This window comes from Chryseobacterium sp. KCF3-3, assembly GCF_045865955.1.
GTDB lineage: Bacteria > Bacteroidota > Bacteroidia > Flavobacteriales > Weeksellaceae > Chryseobacterium.
In genome coordinates this window covers 712,342-733,234 of record NZ_AP035792.1, presented here as the reverse complement: position 1 = coordinate 733,234, position 20,893 = coordinate 712,342, and the positions used below count along the sequence as shown (strand labels likewise).

The following is a 20,893-nucleotide window of genomic DNA, read 5'->3' as shown; positions in this document are numbered from 1 at the left end:
ATTATTGAAAAATACCATGTAATAAATAATGAAAATTTGAATTATATTTGAGGACGAAAAAAATATTAAAAATGAATTTAATCAAAGTACTTTTTATTACATTAGGATTAACACTTACTGCAAATGCTGCGAAAGCCCAACAGAAGATTGGAAGCGTGAATACTGATGATATTTTTGCAAGCTTACCGGAAGCAAAAACTATAGGTACCACTATTGATAATCTAACTAAAACCAAGCAGACGGAAATTGAAAAACTGATTACTGAATATCAGAATAAACTGAAAGCTGCAAAAGATAAAGAAAAAACCCTGAGTGAAGCTAATAAAGAAGCCGTGACCAAGGAACTGATTGCTGCACAAACAGAATTGCAGGGTATTGGTAAGAAGATAGAAGAAGCGAGAGCGCAGGCAGGTAAAGATATTGCTGCTAAACAAAGCGAATTGCTTACTCCGCTGCAACAAAAAGTAAGGACTGCTATTTCTGCCGCGGCGAAAGAAAGAGGCTTGAATTATATTTTTGATACTGCATCTCAGGAATCTAATAATCTTGTTTACAACGATGGAAGTGAGGACATCACTGCGCTTGTGAAAAGCAAACTGGGAGCTACAGCAGCTCCTGCTAAACCGGCAGGGAAATCTAAATAAGAATTTCATTATACTGAATAAAAAAACGGAATCAGAACTTATGATTCCGTTTTTTTATACATAAAAGTGTGGGGTTGAATGGAGAAAGTTTTGTTTTAAAATGATACATTTGAGTAAACTTTCAGCAGAATGAATTTAATGTATGAAAAACAGATCAAAGTAACAGAAGATCATATTGATCAGAACAATCATGTAAATAATGTGCAGTATGTGCACTGGGTGGAAGAAGTAGCAGCGGAACACTGGGATCTTCTGAAACAGCAAACAGAATATGTAAACGATGCCTGGATGCTTCTGGATCATCATATCCGATATAAAAAACAGGTTTATCTGGGGGATATCATTACCGTAAGAACCTATCCTCTGACTCCCGAAGGAGCCAAACAGCCAAGAAAAGTTGAATTCTATTGTAATGATGAACTTGTGGTAGACTCAAGTACACTTTGGATTCTGTTTGATCCTGAAACCAAAAAAATAAAACGTCTGGAAAACGACTGGCTGGAGAAGTTTTTTTAGCTAGAACCCTAATCAAAAACTAAATACACATGAAATTCTCTTATTCACTGGCTTTACTCTTGTTAAGCATAATAGGCTATGGCCAGGAAAATTCTTACTGGTTTACGGATGATATCAAAAAGAAGGTATCAGACTCTACCCAAGGTCAATCCTGGAAAAGCCAGATGGCAGCCACATACTACTCAATAAGCGGACAATATAAACCGGCATTGGAAAGTTGGGATGAGACTTTTGGACGTGTAAAAAAGTTGAGTACTGCAGATAGTTTGAAATTCATAAAATTACAGCCTGTCAATGCAAAAGAGTATATCTTAGAAAGAGCGGCCAGTGAACAGATTATTATCATTAATGAAGCTCATCATAATGCCAGTCATAGAAATTTTGCCTCTTCCTTACTTCAGGGATTATATGATAAAGGCTACAGATATTTGGGACTCGAAACTTTAGCAAGTGATTCTTTAAATACCACAAAATTTGCTGCTCTCAGTAGCGGATATTACTCCAAAGAACCGGAATTCGGAAATTTTATCTACAATGCTTTGAAAATTGGGTTTACGCTTTTTCCTTACGAAGCGGAAGGAAATAACAAAGAAAGAGAAATTGGAGAAGCAAAAAATATTTTCGATTTTATGCAGAAAAATAAGGAGGGAAAATATCTCATTTATTGTGGTTATCAGCACGCTTATGAAGGTGTTCATAAATCCTGGGAAAAAACAATGGCGGGAAGACTTTCAGACTTAACAGGTGTGAATCCTTTTACCATTGATCAGACCCAGTTTTCAGAAAAAAGTAACCTGAAGTATAATGAACCACTTTTAAGATTGACAAATAATACGGTTCCTGTTGTTTTAAAAGATGAAAATCAGGGAATATACAATGGTGAAGACAAAGATTTGTATACTGATATTAAAATCATTCATCCCGTTACAAAATATATTAAAGGCAGACCCAATTGGATGTTGAAAAAAAACAGAAAGCTTTATAAGGTTCCTGCTTTTAAAGTTTCTATGTATCCGGTTTTGGTTTTTGCTTACAGAAAAGGAGAATTTGAAAAACAGGGAATTCCTGCTGATATCATTGAGCTCAAAGCGTCCAAAGACAGCCGCTTTTTAATTCTGGATAAAGGTAATTATGATATTGTTGTCAAAGACAAAGAATATAAAGTCGTTAACAGATTTGAAAAAAAGATAAAATAATAGCTGAAGTTACAGAATTTTTTTTCCTGATGTAATACAATAAAACCCACAGCTGTTTTTACTAAGGGAACATCAAACAGACATCTCCATGAAATCATCTATTTTAACAATATTATTTTCAGGCTTTTTCTTTACAGGTTATAGCCCAGACTGTAAAGACCCTTGAAGTGAAAAAAGTAGATTAGAATACCTTTTAACAGTCATTTAAAACAATAAACTTGTTTAAACTTTTTTGAAACATTAAGATTGCATTAAGGTGTCTTGAGTATTAAGATGAGCTTCGCTTTAAGCTTAAAAATCAGAATGATTTGTCTTAAATTAACTATTTTTTACTGCTTAAATCCTTCTTAATGGTTTAAGAAATACCCAATATTTTTTATAAGTTTAAACAACTCCAATATAAATAACTTCAAAATACCTGCTTTTTTGTAAATCATTAATCTGTTTTGAAAACTTTTAGAGTGATATTCGTATTTGAGGGAAAGTATTTTGATCGAATAGATTTTCTTTTTACTTTTAAAATATAAAACAAATTTATTTTTTTTGTCACTTGTGTTTGTCTGCTATAGAGATATAGCAGGCTTTTTTTTGACCTTATAAAACCCCATCATTTACAAAACAAAACAAGTTAATGAGATTATTTGTAAAATATCAACCGGTTTCTAAAACTTTTAGAGTGATATTCGTATTTGAGGGAAAGTATTTTGATCGAATAGATTTTCTTTTTACTTTTAAAATATAAAACAAATTTATTTTTTTTGTCACTTGTGTTTGTCTGCTATAGAGATATAGCAGGCTTTTTTTTGACCTTATAAAACCTCATCATTTACAAAACAAAACAAGTTAATGAGATTATTTGTAAAATATCAACCGGTTTCTAAAACTTTTAGAGCGATATTCGTATTTGTGAAAATGTACTTTGAATCTATATAAAACATTTTTATCTTGCACATGAATTCTTCTTCATGAGTTCTGTTCAATCCAAATTAGTATAGCCTTTCACTGTGGTTGGAAGGCTTTTGTTATTAGGAATGTTAGTCTCAGAACCTGTCAAACCCTGACATTGAAATAATAAAAAATATTGTGCCTCTTGTGGTTGAAATAATGAATATAAAAGTTTAATTAACCTCTATATTTAACTATAAAAGGTATTGAACAGGAAAAATAACAATGTTTCATTCCTACTGCACTACCAAAAGGGTTTACTATAGTTTAGGCATATAGTTAATTCTGTAAAAAAATAGCGCAAAAGCAATAACTGGTATAGTTGCTCCAACGCAGATATAGAATCCTGCCTCAGAAGCTTTAAACTTAAGAATCCAGAACAACATAGCTACAATAAAGTAGGACACAACTACAAATATGGAAGCCCCTGCTGCTATAATATTATTAACGGGTCTGTAATACGGATGTTCATATATTTCCCGGCTTTTTCTTTTTATATACTTCCTATAGGGAATTAAGGCTACTAATAACATCAAAATATTAACTAAAAAGTTGAAAAAATCATTCATATAAATAAATTTTTATTGTGTTTTATAATTATGCTACTGTTTACATTCATCTGTTAAACAATAGACACAAATATATTAAAAAGTTTATTTTTTCAAAAAACATTCACATTAAACTATTAACAGAGGGTAAAGCAAATAATGCCCCTGCAGCATGGCGCAAAGCTTATGCTATTGGCATTGAAAACAGAGGACAGCAGGATAAATTATAATGTATGGTCTCAGATATAAAAACCGGGGTTCAATATCCCTTCTTTTTTACTTACAAAAAGCTGTTTTATGGTTCTTTACTCCTTGGCTGGGGCTGTTTTATTAAAAATAACAGTTATATAACCACAAAAGACCTTTCAAAGACGTACACCGGGAAGTGTACAACCTTAAGGGAGTATTTCCAAACCACAAAAGACCGGTGGTACCACGTAATAAAAAAGAGGCTGTCTAAAAAGTCCAAAAAAATATCCCCGTTACTTAAAAAGTTTCGGGGATTTTTTTGTTGTTTGTCCTTTAAGATTTATCTTTAAGGTGCACCCAAACAAACATTGATATGAAAGTACGGTTTAAATCTTTACCCACCAATACTCCCAGCTTATTTCCTGAAGATATTTTTGATAAGATAGGTGCTAATGATCCGGTACGTCTTATCAATGAATTAGTGGATAACTTGAATATCGATCATATTATAAGTGAATATAAAGGCGGTGGAACGACAAGTTTTCACCCCCGGATGATGATCAAAGTTTTATTCTATGCCTATTTCAACAATATTTATTCATGCCGTAAAATAGAAAAGGCACTTGGAGAAAATATTCATTTCATGTGGCTTTCCGGCAACAGTAAGCCTGATTACAGAACCATCAATTACTTTAGGAGCAAACGGCTTAAAAACCATATTCACCGTCTTTTTGCAGATGTTACCGTTGTTTTGCAGAATTTAGGTTACGTAAGTTTAAATGTTCAATATATAGATGGTACAAAAATAGAATCATCTGCCAACCGATACAGCTTTGTATGGAAAAAATCTGTAGAAAAGAATAAATTAAAACTGGAAGCTCAAATTCATTCCGTACTTGAAGATATTGAATCCCAAATCAAAGAAGAGCGTTATGAATCCCATGAAAAGACCCTTCCAAAATCTATTGACAGCAGAGAGCTTCAGGATAAAATAGCAGAACTTAATCACTCTGTGGCACAGGACAATAAAACCGGTAAGAAGCTCATTAAAAAGCTTCAGCATCAGGACCTGCCCAGATTACAGAAGTATGAAGATCAATTAAAAATACTCTCAGGCCGCAACAGTTATAGTAAGACAGATCCCGACGCCTGCTTCATGCGGCTCAAAGACGACCATATGAAAAATGGGCAGCTTAAGCCAGCCTATAATGCACAGATCAGTACTGAAAACCAGTTTATCACCCATTACAGCATTCATCAGACTCCTGGAGATACCACTACATTGAAGGATCATCTTAACAGCTTTGAAAATCAGTATCACAAACAAAGTAAAGAGGTAGTAGCAGATGCCGGATATGGAAGTGAAGAGAATTACGAAATGATGGCAGAAAAAGCTATAGAGGGCTATGTAAAATATAATAATTTTCATAAAGAACAGAAGCGCAGTGAGAAGAACAATGCGTTTGCTGTACAGAACTTATATTATAATGAGGAAAATAACTTCTATGTATGTCCCTGCGGACAGCAAATGAACTTTATCGGTAAAGGCAAAAGAATCAGCAGTAACGGATATGAATCTCAGGTACATTATTATCAGGCTTTCAGATGTCAGGGTTGTCCTCTTAGAGAAAGCTGCCATCAAAGCCAGGATAATCGATTAATCGAAGTGAATTATAATCTGAACCATCACAGAATGAAAGCCAGACAAAGGCTGATATCTGAAAAAGGGCATTACCACAGAAGTAAACGGCCTATAGAAGTAGAAGCTGTATTCGGGCAATTAAAAAGCAATAATAAATTTTCAAGATTTACTCTAAAAGGACTTGAAAAAGTAAATATTGAATTTGGATTAATGGCATTGGCACATAATCTTAGAAAATTAGTGAAAAACAGAAAACTTAACCGTAAAAATTGGCTAAATACACTTAAATGCAAACAACATATGCATCTTTTCCATAAGTATATGAAAATCCAAAAGTATAAAATTGCTGCATAACTATACGCAGTCTCAAAACAAAAAAAAAGAGGCTGACCTTTTTGGACAGCCTCTTTTTATGGTTTTATTTGTTCTCTTTCGGGAGCGTTTCATCTGTTTTGGTACTTATGCTCTTTGCGAAAAACTGTTTCAGATCATTCTGCTTTATTTCAAACCCCGGAGAGGCTGTTCCTGCCTTATAAGCGGTATAAGCATAATCTGTAAGTGCAGCCTGGTAATTGTCATAGTCATGTAATGTCTTGGCGCCTTTCAGTCTTGTAATGAGGCTTTCAAGCCTTGCGATAAAGCCTTCATAGTTTTGTCTGGAAGTAAGATCCCTGTTGAATTCTTCCCAATCTATTTCGGAAGCGCTTAAGGCCGGCTGGTTTTTTCTGTAATCTGCTACTTTGTTCACCAGAAGCTTGCTCTGCTCATTGATGCTGCCGTATTTCTGGCGGTCTTCCGGTGTAAGATTCACAGTAATGATAGCCAGAGCATCTTCCAGAGAGGTTAAAGATGTTTGGGCTGCTGACAGCTGCTCAGCTGTAAGATGCGTGTTGTTTAGATTTGTTAATGCCATTATTTGTATTTTTTATGGGTTTTTATTTTTTGAGGAGGGTCTCAATAAGCTTACTTTGGAGCTCTATCAGTTTAGAGATATCTTTCTGGTTTTTTAATATGGTATCTACAAGCTCAGGAGATTGCATATTTACCGTCTGCGCATAATTAAATATATGATGGGATATACTTGAATCTTTAAAAATATTATTTGAAACTATTCCTGCATTATCTTCAAGCAAATCCTTAATTTCAACACCGTGAAAATCACTTATTTTTAATAGATTATCTGAACTTGGTCTGGCCTGATCTGCTTCCCATTTATTGTACGCAGATTGTGATACACCTAATATATTAGCAATTTCAGATTGCGATATTTTTTTACCGTCTCTCAGTTTTCTCAGTTTGGTTCCCAGTGTTGTCATACCTTTTAAAATTACCACTAAAGTAATAAAAATTATTACTAAAGTATATCATGACTCCGGATTTTTACAAATACTTTTATCTATAAGAGGTATAAAGCATTAATTCTAATATTTTTTTTGCAAATTAGTATCCCATAAATAGTAAGCTGCCTATTACTGTATTTTTATATCTGTTAACTGAATGCAGTATAGAAAAATTAAAATACGACACGGTTTGTCGCTATCAGCCAGTAGCTTTGTATTCAGGAAATAAAAAACACAACATGAGAAAATTTTTACACAGGCTGCGTTCTTACCGTAAAAAACCGAAAGTATAAATACCGTTATTTTACGGATGGTAAGGTTTTTACACAATGCGTAAGTTCGTCAGAAGAAAAAACAACAAATGAGAAAAAGAAATTCTGTATTCACCTAACACAATTTCTTGTATGCACGCTATAAGGGTTATCCTTATTTTCTTTGTGCAGGGCTTCAGACCTGAGCGTCCCCGTGACTGAACAATCAATACATCCTGATATAATAACCGGGATGATACCTGTAATACAATACCGAGAACGTATGAAAGCATACTATCTGTCAGGATAAAGATCCTGAATGAGATCCCGTAATAAACGGGATATGTACCGTGATCAGTTAATACAAATTTTTAACTCTAAAAAACACTACAATGAAAAAAATCTATTTAAGTGCATTATTATGCACAGGGCTGAGCATGTCTTATGCCCAGCAAACAGAGGTCTACTTTAAGTATGACGAAGCAGGCAGCCAGCGCTACCGGGGCCCTGATAGTTTTGCCAAAACCACTTCAGCACAGTATAAAACCGCTCCACTGCCAACGCAGACAATGGATAAAAAAACCTTCTGGAAACAGATCCGTTTATACCCAGTTCCAGTAAATGATGTTCTTACCATCGATTGGACCGAAGAAACAGACAAGCTGATAGAATCTGTCTCCCTTTATCAACACAGTACAGTGCACTGGAAATTCCAACAGCAGAATATTGCCGGCCTTAACAGGCAGCTGAAAATAAATATGTCAGGATATGATTGGGGCGTATATATATTGCGCTTCACCCTGAAAGACGGACGAATTTTCAGTAAAAACATTACTAAAAGATAATCGCTATGAAAAAGTACAATAACAAAATACAGCTGTTTTCATCACTTGTATTATCTTTTATATCCGTATTCTGTTTTTCTCAGACTACAACCACGAACTTCCATGATACTAAAGGTGATATTGAAGTCAGCAGAGTCGGGCAGCTTCAGTTTTCTTTGCCCATAGATGTTCCTCCGGGAGTGAAAACAGTATCACCACAGGTGAGTTTAGTATACAACAGTGAATCCGGCAATGGTATTGCAGGATATGGATGGAGTATTTCCGGAATTACAGCCATCACAAGATCAGGCAAAACCATTGAAAATACCGGAGAGGTAAAGGGACTTCAGATGGATTTTTCTGATTATTACAGCTTTAATGGTAAAAGGCTGGTGCTGAAATCTGGTGTATATGGTAAAGACGGTGCAGAATATGTAACGGAAAAGTATTCCAATACCAAATTTAAATCTATAGGAACTGCCGCTGGATGGTATGGCCCGGAATATTGGGAAGTAACTTTTGAAGATGGTTCTCAGGCTTGGTATGGCCGTAATCCAGTTGCCAGAATACCAAATGAATATAATATAAGCGAATGGAAAGATCCACAGGGAAATTATATTACTTACAGTTATGTCCAGGGAACTCGCACAGCCATGATAAGCAGCATAAGCTGGGGTGGTAACAAGGATTTGAATAAGCCTCATATGAATACCATTCAGTTTTCATATAATGATAGAGGCTTAAAAGAGGAATCTTATGTACAGGGGCTCAAATCTTACCAAAATAAGATTCTTTCAGAGGTAAAGGTACTTACCAATAATAACCAGTTTAAGCGATACAGCATAGAGTATACAGGCAATGGAACCAATTACCAGTTTGTCGGAAAGATCATCGAATATAATGCTAATAACGAGCCTGCCAATCCTGTTACTTTCACTTATCCTGCTATGGTAAATTCTTCCTATGCAGAATATACGGCTGAGCCTGAACCTTTTAATGATGTCAAATTGGTGGCAGATTTTAATGGAGACTCTTATCTGGACTTCCTGATGAATAATGGTACAGTGAAGCTGGGCGCTTTCAATGAGACATTTTCAACCGTTTCTACGGGTAAAACTTTTGCCGGTAATGCTAAAATAGTTAGTACACTATTAGACGAAGAAGGCCAGGTATATAATGGGAATGGAATTGTTGAGTTTAAGGATGGCAGGATCTATGGCTATATTTTTAGAAACAATGCTTTTGTAAAGGTGTTTGATAAAAGTCTTGGCAATACCGTTTTTTATTCAGCTGGTGATAATTTAATTCTTGAAGTAGGTGATTTTAATGGCGATGGTATACCGGATGCTTTTCTTGATGATGGTGCACCTGCAGGGTTTAATGTAAAAGGTATTGTAGATCTCAAAAATCCGGCTACTCCTTTAATTAGTCTGCTACTTGATGCTGGAATCAATGAAAATGATTATAAAGAACGTAAGTATACGGATATAGATGGGGACGGAAAAGTGGAAATTATTAATGTATCTGGTACGCAATATACCGTTTTTGAATTTGTAAAAAACAGTGCTGGACAATTCATACAGAAAATAAGATTTTCCGGAACACTACTGGAAACCAGAGATCCTGAATTCCCTGTCTTATATGGTGATTACAATGGAGACGGAAAACTTGACTTTGCAATCCCTATTACCGATTATGCTATAGGAAAGCCTGATGACTGGAGGTTTTACATAGGAACCGATAAAGGCTTTAATCCTTTCTTAAAACAGGAATTTTTTACCTATAGAAAATTCCAAAAAGAAGTGACCGGGAATTATGCCAAATTTGCCAAACAATATTTCTTTTCGGTTACAGACATGAACAAGGATGGGAAATCTGACATTGTTCAGGTATTTTCCTATAACCAGATCAATATGTACAATGCTGCTGGCTCAAGAGATTTCGGTTATGTTGTAAGTGCAAAGATGGCTAATGGATCTGACTTAAACGGGACCCCGGATTTTACTCCCAACTGGTCTTTTCAGAGTCCAACATATAGCACACAGGACCTGATGGATGCTACTATTTTTACTCCTGTTACCAATTCTATAAAATCCGGGAATAATTATTATAATGTCTTTTTATACTGGAAACAGTTCCTGAAAAAAATAAAAGGACCTACCCCTGTTTCTGAATTGGCTAGAATATCTTCTATTACACAGGGAGGAGTGACTACCGCTGTAAAATATCTGGAAGTAGTTCCGGGAAATACCACTACTCCTGACTTCTACAAAAAAGAAAAGAAAGAGTTTTATCCTAACTATGCCATGGCAAGGGTAGACCAGGCATATGCGGTGTCACAGCTTATAGAAGAAGGCAGAAAACAGGATTTCCGTTATAGAGGACTTGTAGGAAACCTGCAGGGTAAAAAATTATTAGGGTTTCATCAGATTGCCCGCTCTTCCTGGTATGCTGACGGGTTTGAAAACACCAAAATATGGTCAGGATCACAAATAGATCCAGCTATAGACGGTGCCCCTGTAAAAGAATGGAGCATCAGGACCAACAATGAAAGTAATATTTTCCCGGCAGATATCTCAGAGAATAATACCCAATTATTAAGTTTTGAATCTGTACAGTATAAAGCAGATAAGCTGCTGAATGGCCAGGTAGTCACAACTGTACCCTCAGGGTATCAATCCAAAATTGTTACGGCTATTGTTCCTAAGTTTGTCAAAACAAAAGATTTTTTAACCGGAACGTTCACGCAGAAAGTAACAACTTATGGGAACTATTATCTGCCTTCTAAAATAGAAATCAATACCAACAATGGCTATGGAGTATCTGCCACTGAGTTTGACTATACCCACAATATTGGAGGAACAGGAAATAATTATTATGTTGGAAGACCTACCAACAAGGCCGAAAAAACAGAGGCTTATGGTGATGTAAAGAATACTTTTACGACCTATACCTATGAGAATAACCTTTTAAAAAGCAGCCAGTTTTTCCCCGGAAACAGTTTAGCACAAGCTGTAACAGAAGAATATAAATATGACGGATTTGGGAATATTACGGAGAAAAAGACAATTTCAGCCTTAGACGGAAATTCAAAAACTCAGAAAGATGAATACGATCCAACAGGAAGATTTATTATTAAAAAAACCGATAATATCGGACTGGAAATTGGGTTCACTTATAACAGCCTGGGACAGGTCCTGACCCAAACAGATCCGAACGGCAATATCCTCACCAATATCTATGATGCATGGGGTAAACTCCAGAGTTCGGCTTCCAGCTTAACGGGAACGACAACTTACTTATATGAAAAGGACAATCAATACAATGAGACCATTACGCGTAATGATCCTGATGGAAATGTAGCAAAAGTGTTTACTAACAAGCTGGGACAGGAATATAAAACATCTTCAAAAGCTTTCGTGCAGGGGCAGTATGTCTCTAAAGACATTCAATACGATATCCTGGGTAGAAAGACCAAAGAATCTGAACCTTATTTCGACGGACAGGGGGTCAGCCAGTGGAATACCTTTGTATATGATGATACAGTATTCCCGGCTAAGGTAAAATTCACAGCATTTACCGGGAAACAGACAGAGACTATCATATCTGGGCTGACCACAACAGTGAAAGAAACCAGTCAGCTGGATTATGGTAGAACAACTTCCCGAACACTTGATGCTTTAGGGAATATACTATCATCTTCCGATAAGGGCGGAACAGTGCAGTTCTCTTATAATGCAGCTGGTCAACAGACAATGGCCAAATATGCCGGGCATATTGTTACTACGATGTATGATGACTGGGGAAATAAAATAAAGGTAGAAGATCCTTCTACCGGAGTTTATGAATATCAATATCTTGGTTATATGGGCGCTCTGTCAAGAGTAATAAGCCCAAAAGGTGAAAAAAGGTTTCAATACAACAGTCTTGGGCAGCTTATCCTACAGAATGAAAAGTCCACCACTGGAAGCGAAACTGATAAAGCGATAAATTTCTCCTATAACAATAAGGGAAGACTTGCTGAAAAAACAGGAACCTCCAATGGGAAAAAATATTCGTATACCATAAATTATGATCCACAAGGACGGACAATTGCTTCTTTCCAGGAAACTCCTGAAGCCTACTTTTCACACAAGAATGTTGTCTATGACAGCAAGGGAAGAGTAAGTTCCTATGAAAAGGCAATACAAACATCTACCGGAACAACTAATGTTTCTATTGAAAATCTGTACAATGCCTGGAATGGTGAGCTCTACCAGGTTAAGGAAAAAACTTCTGGAAAAGTTTTATGGGAACTGAAAGAAACCAACGCAAAAGGACTAGTGGTAAAATCTAAGCTTGGTGCTGCAGAGATAGTGAATGCTTATGATTCATATGGCTTTCTGACAAATGTTAACCATTCTTCCTCAGTTAAACCAGATATCATTAAAATATCTTACTCCTTTGATGCGATTAAAAATGAACTTAAGTACAGACAATCGGGAATCACTTCTTATACAGAATATTTTGATTATGACGACAACAACCGCCTGGTAAACTGGACAGACCCAATTTCAGGAATTAAGCCTCTTACCAATAGAAATATTTATGATGCTAAAGGAAGAATACTGGAAAATGATCAGGTGGGAACCATCAAGTATGAAAATGCTGATAAGCTCTATCAGGCTACCGGTATGACACTGAACAGTGATGGGGTACTGAATTATGATCAGGATCTTATACAAAATGTGCTTTATAATGAGAATAATGACCCAGTATATATTGTTGGGGAAAAGGGAACTGTGGCCTTTCAGTATGGTTTAAGTGGAATGAGACAAAGGGCAACTTATAAAGGTCAGTTTTCTCCGGAAGACGATGGAGAATTCACTAAACTATTCAGTGAAGAAGGAAGTTTTGAAGTTGTTAAGAACAATATAAATGGAAAAGAAAAACATATAATTTATATTGGGGGTACACCATATGAAAGCAATATTGTATTTTTGAAGAACTTTGATGAGAATAGTGGCTCTTTTAAATTTTTGCATAAAGATTATCTCGGAAGCATCCTGGCCATTAGTGATGAAGCTGGAAATATGCTTGAGCAAAGGCACTTTGATGCATGGGGCAATCTAACTCATCTTCGCATTGGAAAACTTAAGTTAGCTGTAGGTAAAGCGAGTATTGATGTACTTTTAAGCGTTACCGGAGGATTATTTATTGACAGAGGTTATACAGGTCATGAGCATTATATGGAAGTGGGGATTATCCACATGAACGGAAGGCTTTATGATCCGCTTCTCAGAAGGTTCCTGAACTCAGATGAAAATATTCAGGACCCATTTAATACCCAATTCTATAACAGGTATGGGTATGTGGCGAACAACCCGCTACTGTATAATGATCCTAATGGAGAGATTGCATGGATTGCTGTAGCGGCAATAATAGGAGGAGTCGCAGGCGGTTACTTCACAGGAGTAAAAGCTAATGGTTCATATAACCCTTTCAGTTGGAACTGGGGAGCTACATGGGGGAAAATAGCAATGGGAGCTGCTGTTGGGGCGTTTACCGGAGCAGTGGGCTTTTCCGTTGGAACTGCTGCTCTTAGTGCAGCATCAGTCTATGGTATAAGTAGTGGTCTTTTAGGTGGGGCTATTTCGGGAGCTTCAGGAGGAGCCATTGCAGGAGCTATTAACGGATTTGCCACCGCAGTAATGTTTGGGGAAAATGTAATAGAAGGAACTCTAATGGGTGGTTTATCTGGCGCAGCTATAGGAGGTGCTGTAGGAGCGGCATCCGGAGCAATAGGGCAGATTATCAAGAATGCACGGGCGCCTGAAACTGGTGATCTACCAGCAACAATACTTAAAGGAGCTCCAATTCAGTCAGGTAGAACTCAATGGACTTTAAATAATACTCCAAAAATTACGACGGTAGGTACAACTTCAACGGTTCCCAAAATATCTACTTTAATAGTTGGAGATGTTGAGAGAACAATTGCCGACGAAATTATTGGTATACAGTATATCGATGAAATACCTGTACCAATTTACAAATCGGAAGTTCCAGTTAAATTTAAGGGGGAATATATGAAATCCACCATGAAATTGGGAAGAGAACTACATAGTGGATATAAAGCGGAAGAAGCAGCTCAGGGCTTAGGTTATAAAGAATACAGATTGCCTAGTGGAAGAAGAATTGATTATCTGGATATTGATAATGGCAAAATTTATGAATTAAAGCCACTAAATCCTACGCAATTGAGAGCAGGAGAAAAGCAATTACAAATGTATTTAGAAGAACTGCAGTCTCCGGCAGCAATCAAAGCAAACCCTAGATTGAAAGATATCGAATGGAAAAAGATTTTGGAAGCCTATTATAAAAAGTAATTTATGAACAGTAAAGAATTTAAGAGTTTATTTGGCTCAATTGCTAAAGAGAATGATTTTTTACAAGCCTTTGGTGGTTGGTATAAAGAAAGTCCAGAATGTATTGCAGTTCTGGAATTACAAAAATCAAAGTATGGAGATTATTATATGCTAAATATAAAAATTTTCATACAGGGTTCTTTTGATACAAATTATTCTCCTACAAAAGAATTAATCAAAAGTCCTATGGGAGATATTGGTAAGCAAATAATGGATGATGTTTTATCTTTTGATAAGCCCATGTCTGATGAGCTCAGGACTGAGAGACTGAAAGAACTTTTTAGTAATACTATTAAACCGTACGTCAGTAAACTTATGACTAAAGCCAATATTGTTGATTTAGAAAGCAAAGGAGAAATAATGGTTCTTTCCTCAGTAAAAAAAGAACTGGAGAAACTTATGAAATAATTATTCGTAAAATTCTTTAATTCTATAAAGAGTTACCTGTGAATACGGGTAGCTCTTTATAAATAAACATCTATCAGTAAAATAATTTTAAAACATATTATATGAAAAAACTATTACTAAGCTTAAGTATAGTTATTGGAACTATTTCTTTTGCTCAATCTGCAGACGGACCCAAATTTGGAATTAAAGCAGGAGGGAACCTTTCAAGCTTTACGGGAGGTGATTCTAAATCTAAAATTGGATTTTATGCCGGAGCTTTTGTTAATATCCCTATTTCAGATGTATTCGGTGTTCAGCCAGAGATTGTTTACAGTCAGCAAGGGGCAAAAGCAAAAAGCGATTATGAGATGGCAACCTATACAATAAAGAATATGCAACAAATGCTTGGTTATATCAATGTTCCCATAATGCTTCAATATAATGCCACTCCTGAATTTTATCTGGAAGCTGGCCCTGAGTTTGGAATTCTTGTAAATGCCCAGGCGAAAGGAGATATTAATGGCAGTACATATAAGGCGGATAATAAAGATACTATGAAAAGCTTTAATTTTGGTGCCGGGATAGGTTTAGGATATAAATTTACACCTAACTTAGGAGTGAATGCAAGGTATATTGCCGGCATAACTAAAATTTTAAAAAATGACTTTGGAGATTCTTCTAAAAATACTAATTTCCAGCTAGGTCTAAATTACTTTTTTTAAATAATAAAAAAAAGAAAATCTCCTAACTTCTCTTATAGAGAAGGAATTAGAGAAGCTTATAAGAATTTATATGGAGTATGTGAAGTTTTTCATGTGCTCCTTTTTTATAAATTAACTTTTTCAAATAGCGAAAGCATTTCATTTCTTCCTCTTTTTATCTTAAATTTGAAAATTAATTTTACACATTTTTATTTTGTTGACACATATTTTGACACTTTTTAAAAAGATTAAAATATAACTAAGTGAAAATTAATAATTTAAAATTGAATCATTTAATATGATACGTATTACAAAAATTTTTACATTCGAAACGGCTCACGTGCTTTACAACTACGATGGGAAGTGTAAAAATATGCATGGACATTCCTATAAACTGTTTGTAACAGTGAAGGGAAAACCGATTAATGATATTGAAAATCCTAAAAATGGAATGGTGGTAGATTTCGGAGATATCAAAAGTATCGTAAAATCTGAGATCGTAGACGTATGGGATCATGCGGTTCTTGTCAATGCGCTGTCTCCACACAAAGAACTGGGAGATGACCTTGAGCAGAAAGGACATAAAGTAATCTATTGCAGTTTCCAGCCGACTTGTGAAAACATGTTGTATGCTATTGCTGCTAAAGTAAAATCAAGACTTCCCGAAGGAATTTCTTTAGCTTATCTTAAACTTCACGAGACAGAAAACTCTTATGGAGAATGGTTTGCAGAAGATAATCAATAATTTTTCACAAAACTCAGAAGGTGTTAAAAACAACAATTAATTTAGAACCTGGAAAAAAAGTATACTTTGCTTCAGATCAGCATTTTGGTGCTCCTACACCCAAGGAAAGCAAGGTGCGTGAAGAGAGATTTATACGCTGGATGGATGAGATCAAAGAAGATGCTCAGGTTTTGTTTTTAATGGGCGATCTTTTTGATTTCTGGCATGAATGGAAGCATGTTATTCCCAAAGGATACGTTCGTGTGCTTGGGAAAATTGCAGAACTTAAAGACAGAGGAATCCATATTTATTTCTTTGTCGGAAATCATGATCTCTGGATGAAAGATTATCTGGAAGAAGAAATCGGATGTACTGTATTCTATCAGAAACAATATTTTGAAATGGGAGGGAAGCAGTTTCTGCTGGCTCATGGAGATGGCTTGGGACCTGGAGACAAAGGATACAAAAGAATGAAGAAACTATTCACCAATCCGGTAGCACAGTGGTTCTTCAAATGGCTTCATCCCGATATTGCGATGAAAATTGCATTATACCTTTCCCAAAAAAATAAAATGATCTCCGGAGAAGAAGACAAAGCGTTCCTGGGAGAAGATAAAGAGTTTCTGATTATTTATTCCAAAGAAAAACTGAAAACTCAGAAGATTGATTATTTCATCTATGGGCACAGACACCTGCCAATGGTGCTGGATTTGGAACAAAATGCAAAATATATCAACCTTGGAGACTGGATTTCCTATTTCACTTACGGGGTTTTTGAAAAAGATTTTGAACTCAAGACTTTTGAAAAATAAAGCAAAAAAAATTACCCCTAAAAAGAGGTAACTTTCGAACGGGTGGAAAAACCCACTCTTGTTTTTAATCCATATTCCAAGTAACTCATTGCAATAAGTCTACCAAAATAGGTTTATGCATTAAAAAATTATTAAATAACAATATTTTATCTCTGTAATTGCCTTGTAGTAAGGGATTAAGAAATTCAAAAATTATGGAATTGAAAAATATATTCAACATACAGACTGAACAGGATTTTCTGAATGCATCATTGAAAACATTTCGTTATCAATATGAAAATGTTGAAATATACCGGAAATTCGTTGATTTTCTGAAAGTTAATCCCGATGATGTCGACAGTCTGGTGAAAATTCCGTTTCTTCCTATTGAAATGTTTAAAAACCATCAGATCCTGGATAAAAATGTGTCTGCTGATCTTTTCTTTCAAAGCTCAGGAACAACCCAGATGAATCTTTCCAAACATTTCATAGCAGATCCGGAGCTTTATGAAGAGAGTATTTATAAAAGTTTTGAGAAATTTATCGGAAAGCCGGAAGATTTTATTTTTCTGGGACTGCTTCCAAGTTATCTTGAGAAACAAAACTCATCACTGATCTATATGGTAGATTATCTGATGAAGAAATCTGCCAAGCCGGAAAACGGATATTTTCTTTATAATCATGCTGAACTTTTTGAGCTATTAAATACACTGCAGGATAAAAAAGTTATTCTTTTCGGAGTTTCCTTTGCCTTATTAGACTTTCTTGATTACTGCGATGCTGAGCAAAGCGAAGAATCCCTGAACTTCCCTGATGATCTCATGGTAATTGAAACCGGTGGGATGAAAGGACGAAAGGAAGAAATGACAAAGGATGAATTGTTGAAAATCTTGCAGGAAGGTCTTAAAACAAACAAAATATATTCAGAATATTCCATGACAGAACTGCTTTCTCAGGCTTATTCTCTTGGAAATAATGAATACGAATGCCCAAACTGGATGAGAATCATGGTTCGGAATGCTGAAGACCCTTTGGCTTACGAAAAAGAAGGCCGAACAGGAGCTATTAATATTATTGACCTTGCCAATACGCATTCCTGCTCATTTATTGCAACCCAGGACTTAGGGAAAATAGTTGGTGATAAATTTCAGGTATTGGGAAGAATAGATCATTCAGATATCAGAGGATGCAGCCTGCTGGTGAGTTGATGATCTTGGACCTAAGAGGACAATTGTGAATGGTCAATTCGCTTCGCTTGTCAATTTTTGTATAATCACAATAAATAAAACAGGTTGTGACTTTAGCTGAGTGAAACGCCTTTGCGAACAGTAAACAGCAAGTAAATAAAAACTTTGTGAACTTTGCATTTACAATTTTACCTATGATCAAAATAGAAGAACTTATACATGCCTACATCCATTCACACTGCGATTTTGAAAAAGAAATTGTACTGACTAACTATTTTCAGGCAGATTGGGAAGCGGATATATTAATCATAGACTCAGAAGGCGGAAGTCATGAAATTGAAATCAAATTTTCAAAAAGTGATTTTAAAAATGATTTCAAAAAATCTTACCTGAACAAAGATACCGGAGAAAAATTTCTGAAACATGATAAAATTTCCTGCGGAGATTATGTATGCAATTCCTTTAGTTTTTTACTCCCGATGGGAATGGTAGATGCAGCTCTTATCCCTGAACATTGTGGAATTATTGAGTTTTATCATAATGCAGATACCTGGGAAACCGAATTCTATCTGATTCGCCAACCTAAAAAACTTCATGAAGATTCTTACTGGAAATTGAATGACAAAGATCTTTTTATCAGAAAAATGGCGCTTAATCTTCTTCAGCGCAAAATGGAAATTAAAGGAAAACATGAAGAGCTCATCTTTAAAAATCCTTTTGAAATCAAAAAACTGAAATAAAATTAAGAAGGTTTCTTATTCTAACGCAAAGACTCATTTTCTATATTTAAAATTTAAGAAAGCAAAGAAGGAATCAATTTCATTGATTTTTATTAAGCGATCGTAAAACCTATCACTTCATCAACGACGTAGTCGTAACCACTTTGCTCCCTTAAATAAAATTCATCTTTATAAAAACTTTGCGTTTACAAAGAATTTCAAAACAATTTATTCAAAATCAGAAATAAAAAAAATCCTGCCGCCTGACAGGATTTTATCATTGAATATTATTTTAAAAATTAATCTGCAATTTCAGCAGTATCTCTCTGAAGTAAGAACTTGTAGATCAATCCACCTACAACTCCTCCCAAAATAGGAGCTACCCAGAACAACCAAAGCTGTGACATCGCAATTCCTCCCATAAAGACTGCCTGAGAAAGTGATCTCGCAGGGTTTACAGAAGTATTGGTAATCGGGATAGAGATCAGGTGAATCAAAGTAAGCGTAAGACCGATGGCAAGACCGGCAAACTTACCGTTAGCCCACTTATCTGTAGCTCCCATGATTACAATAAGGAAAAATGCGGTTAATAGAAACTCAGCAAGAAATGCCGCTCCCATACTGAACGCTTTTCCATTGTAAACGGCTTCACCGTAAAAGTTGGTGGCAAAATCTCCGGGTTTTGAGAATTCTACCGCTCCGGCACCGTTAAGGATTGTATACAGGCATCCTGCTGCTACAATTGCGCCCAGACACTGGGCAACAATGTAAGGAATAAGGTCTTTTGCCGGAAATCTTCCTCCCGCTAAAAGCCCGAAAGAAACTGCCGGATTAAAGTGTCCTCCTGAGATATGCCCTACAGCGTAAGCCATGGTAAGAACAGTAAGACCGAAGGCTAAAGCAACGCCTAAAAGTCCGATGCCGATGTCTGGAACACCCGCTGCGAAAACAGCGCTTCCACACCCTCCGAAAACAAGCCAAAATGTGCCGAAAAATTCAGCGAAAAGTTTTTTTATCATGTTGTTTATTGTTTATGTATCTCAAATGTAAAATTTAAATCTTAAAGTAAAAAGTTAAAACTGAAAAAATATTTCAAAAAAGAGGGAACAAAAATTGCAAAATCTGTAATTTGGTGTAATGTTTGTTTGGGATTTGTTGAGAGAGTATTATCGTCAGTCTTGAAAGATCTAACATAAATGTTTTATCTTTCATTTGTAATTTAAAAGGAAGGTGAATGAGAAAGTTTTTTTGTGTGGTCTTTGTACCTTTTATTTATAGTTTACATTATTCGCAGGCAGCCAAAAAAGCTTTTCCCTGCTATGATCTTGCCACTGTATTGAAGGTAGAACCTACACCGCTTTATAAATCTCATCTTGATGCTTCCAAAGGTTTTGGAGTGCAATTATTGAAAGATTCCAAAACCATACAGAAATATATCAACAACGGAAAATTCCACAAAATAAAAAAATCCGGTAAAGGGTATCAGGTCCAGAGGCTTGATTATAGCAGAGCTTATATGGTATCCAAGGCAAAAACAACTCTGGAAAAAATAGGGTCTAAATTCAGTAAGGATACAAAAGGCGGTACATTTACTGTTTCATCTATTACCAGAACCCTTGAAGACCAGTGCAGGCTGAGAAGAGTGAATTCAAACGCCTCGCTAGGGATTAGTTCTCACAACTATGGCAACTCTTTTGACATTTCTTACGTAAGATTCAACAACGTTTTAAAATACAATCCGAAAATGGAAGTGGCTCTGGAGAAAGTTTTAAAGCATTATGAGAAAGCTGGTAGAATATATTACATCAAAGAGAGGCAACAGAGCTGTTATCATATTACTGTGAAAAATTATTAATTAAAATCCTCTTGCATAGCATATTTAGTT

17 protein-coding genes are annotated in these 20,893 nt (G+C 35.7%); 13 read left to right on the top strand and 4 right to left on the bottom strand.

Annotation, left to right across the window (positions count from 1 at the left end):
* Positions 1-71: 71 nt before the first annotated feature.
* From ACKTTZ_RS03350 to ACKTTZ_RS03340, 3 genes are all read left to right on the top strand, one after another.
* Positions 72-644, top strand: a complete 573-nt coding sequence (locus ACKTTZ_RS03350) for an OmpH family outer membrane protein (protein WP_034696819.1) — start codon at positions 72-74, stop codon at positions 642-644.
* A 129-nt stretch (positions 645-773) separates the two neighbouring features.
* On the top strand, positions 774-1,160 hold the full coding sequence (locus ACKTTZ_RS03345) for a thioesterase family protein (RefSeq protein WP_034696820.1): 387 nt from the start codon (positions 774-776) through the stop codon (positions 1,158-1,160).
* A gap of 29 nt (positions 1,161-1,189) precedes the next feature.
* A complete protein-coding gene (locus tag ACKTTZ_RS03340; RefSeq protein WP_407847327.1) occupies positions 1,190-2,356 on the top strand; it encodes a hypothetical protein in 1,167 nt (388 codons plus the stop codon).
* A 1,205-nt stretch (positions 2,357-3,561) separates the two neighbouring features.
* Here ACKTTZ_RS03340 and ACKTTZ_RS03335 read toward each other — a convergent pair.
* Positions 3,562-3,870, bottom strand: a complete 309-nt coding sequence (locus ACKTTZ_RS03335; protein ID WP_407847325.1) for a hypothetical protein — start codon at positions 3,868-3,870, stop codon at positions 3,562-3,564.
* A gap of 541 nt (positions 3,871-4,411) precedes the next feature.
* Here ACKTTZ_RS03335 and ACKTTZ_RS03330 point away from each other — a divergent pair.
* The gene (locus tag ACKTTZ_RS03330; RefSeq protein ID WP_407845762.1) at positions 4,412-6,034 is read left to right on the top strand and encodes an IS1182 family transposase; all 1,623 of its coding nucleotides are present in this window, start codon (positions 4,412-4,414) and stop codon (positions 6,032-6,034) included.
* 64 nt (positions 6,035-6,098) lie between these two features.
* Here ACKTTZ_RS03330 and ACKTTZ_RS03325 read toward each other — a convergent pair whose 3' ends face one another.
* On the bottom strand, positions 6,099-6,593 hold the full coding sequence (locus ACKTTZ_RS03325) for a hypothetical protein (protein ID WP_407847323.1): 495 nt from the start codon (positions 6,591-6,593) through the stop codon (positions 6,099-6,101).
* 22 nt (positions 6,594-6,615) lie between these two features.
* On the bottom strand, positions 6,616-6,996 hold the full coding sequence (locus tag ACKTTZ_RS03320; protein WP_407847321.1) for a helix-turn-helix domain-containing protein: 381 nt from the start codon (positions 6,994-6,996) through the stop codon (positions 6,616-6,618).
* A 667-nt stretch (positions 6,997-7,663) separates the two neighbouring features.
* On the opposite strand from ACKTTZ_RS03320, the gene ACKTTZ_RS03315 reads away from it, so the two are divergent.
* From ACKTTZ_RS03315 to ACKTTZ_RS03280, 8 genes are all read left to right on the top strand, one after another.
* Complete coding sequence (locus ACKTTZ_RS03315; protein WP_407847319.1) at positions 7,664-8,116, top strand: T9SS type A sorting domain-containing protein; 453 nt, start codon at positions 7,664-7,666, stop codon at positions 8,114-8,116.
* Between the two features lie 5 nt (positions 8,117-8,121).
* Positions 8,122-14,460, top strand: a complete 6,339-nt coding sequence (locus ACKTTZ_RS03310; protein ID WP_407847317.1) for an FG-GAP-like repeat-containing protein — start codon at positions 8,122-8,124, stop codon at positions 14,458-14,460.
* A gap of 3 nt (positions 14,461-14,463) precedes the next feature.
* Positions 14,464-14,907 (top strand): DUF4304 domain-containing protein, encoded by a 444-nt coding sequence (locus tag ACKTTZ_RS03305; protein WP_407847315.1) that lies wholly within the window; start codon positions 14,464-14,466, stop codon positions 14,905-14,907.
* A 101-nt stretch (positions 14,908-15,008) separates the two neighbouring features.
* Positions 15,009-15,608, top strand: coding sequence for a porin family protein (locus tag ACKTTZ_RS03300; RefSeq protein ID WP_407847313.1), 600 nt, complete (start codon positions 15,009-15,011; stop codon positions 15,606-15,608).
* Between the two features lie 277 nt (positions 15,609-15,885).
* Positions 15,886-16,332 (top strand): 6-carboxytetrahydropterin synthase, encoded by a 447-nt coding sequence (locus ACKTTZ_RS03295; protein ID WP_034696824.1) that lies wholly within the window; start codon positions 15,886-15,888, stop codon positions 16,330-16,332.
* Positions 16,333-16,352: 20 nt separating this feature from the next.
* Positions 16,353-17,123, top strand: coding sequence for a UDP-2,3-diacylglucosamine diphosphatase (locus ACKTTZ_RS03290; protein ID WP_034696825.1), 771 nt, complete (start codon positions 16,353-16,355; stop codon positions 17,121-17,123).
* A 194-nt stretch (positions 17,124-17,317) separates the two neighbouring features.
* Positions 17,318-18,310: an acyl transferase gene (locus ACKTTZ_RS03285; protein ID WP_407847310.1), complete on the top strand. Its 993-nt coding sequence runs from the start codon at positions 17,318-17,320 to the stop codon at positions 18,308-18,310.
* Between the two features lie 173 nt (positions 18,311-18,483).
* Complete coding sequence (locus ACKTTZ_RS03280; protein ID WP_079243018.1) at positions 18,484-19,029, top strand: hypothetical protein; 546 nt, start codon at positions 18,484-18,486, stop codon at positions 19,027-19,029.
* Positions 19,030-19,307: 278 nt separating this feature from the next.
* On the opposite strand, the gene aqpZ is transcribed toward ACKTTZ_RS03280, so the two are convergent.
* A complete protein-coding gene (aqpZ, locus tag ACKTTZ_RS03275) occupies positions 19,308-20,024 on the bottom strand; it encodes an aquaporin Z (RefSeq protein WP_407849133.1) in 717 nt (238 codons plus the stop codon).
* 218 nt (positions 20,025-20,242) lie between these two features.
* Between aqpZ and ACKTTZ_RS03270 the strand changes: the two genes are divergently transcribed.
* Positions 20,243-20,863 carry a DUF5715 family protein gene (locus tag ACKTTZ_RS03270; RefSeq protein ID WP_034696827.1) on the top strand — a complete coding sequence of 207 codons (621 nt, stop codon included), beginning with the start codon at positions 20,243-20,245 and terminating at the stop codon, positions 20,861-20,863.
* The last annotated feature ends 30 nt before the right edge of the window (positions 20,864-20,893 follow it).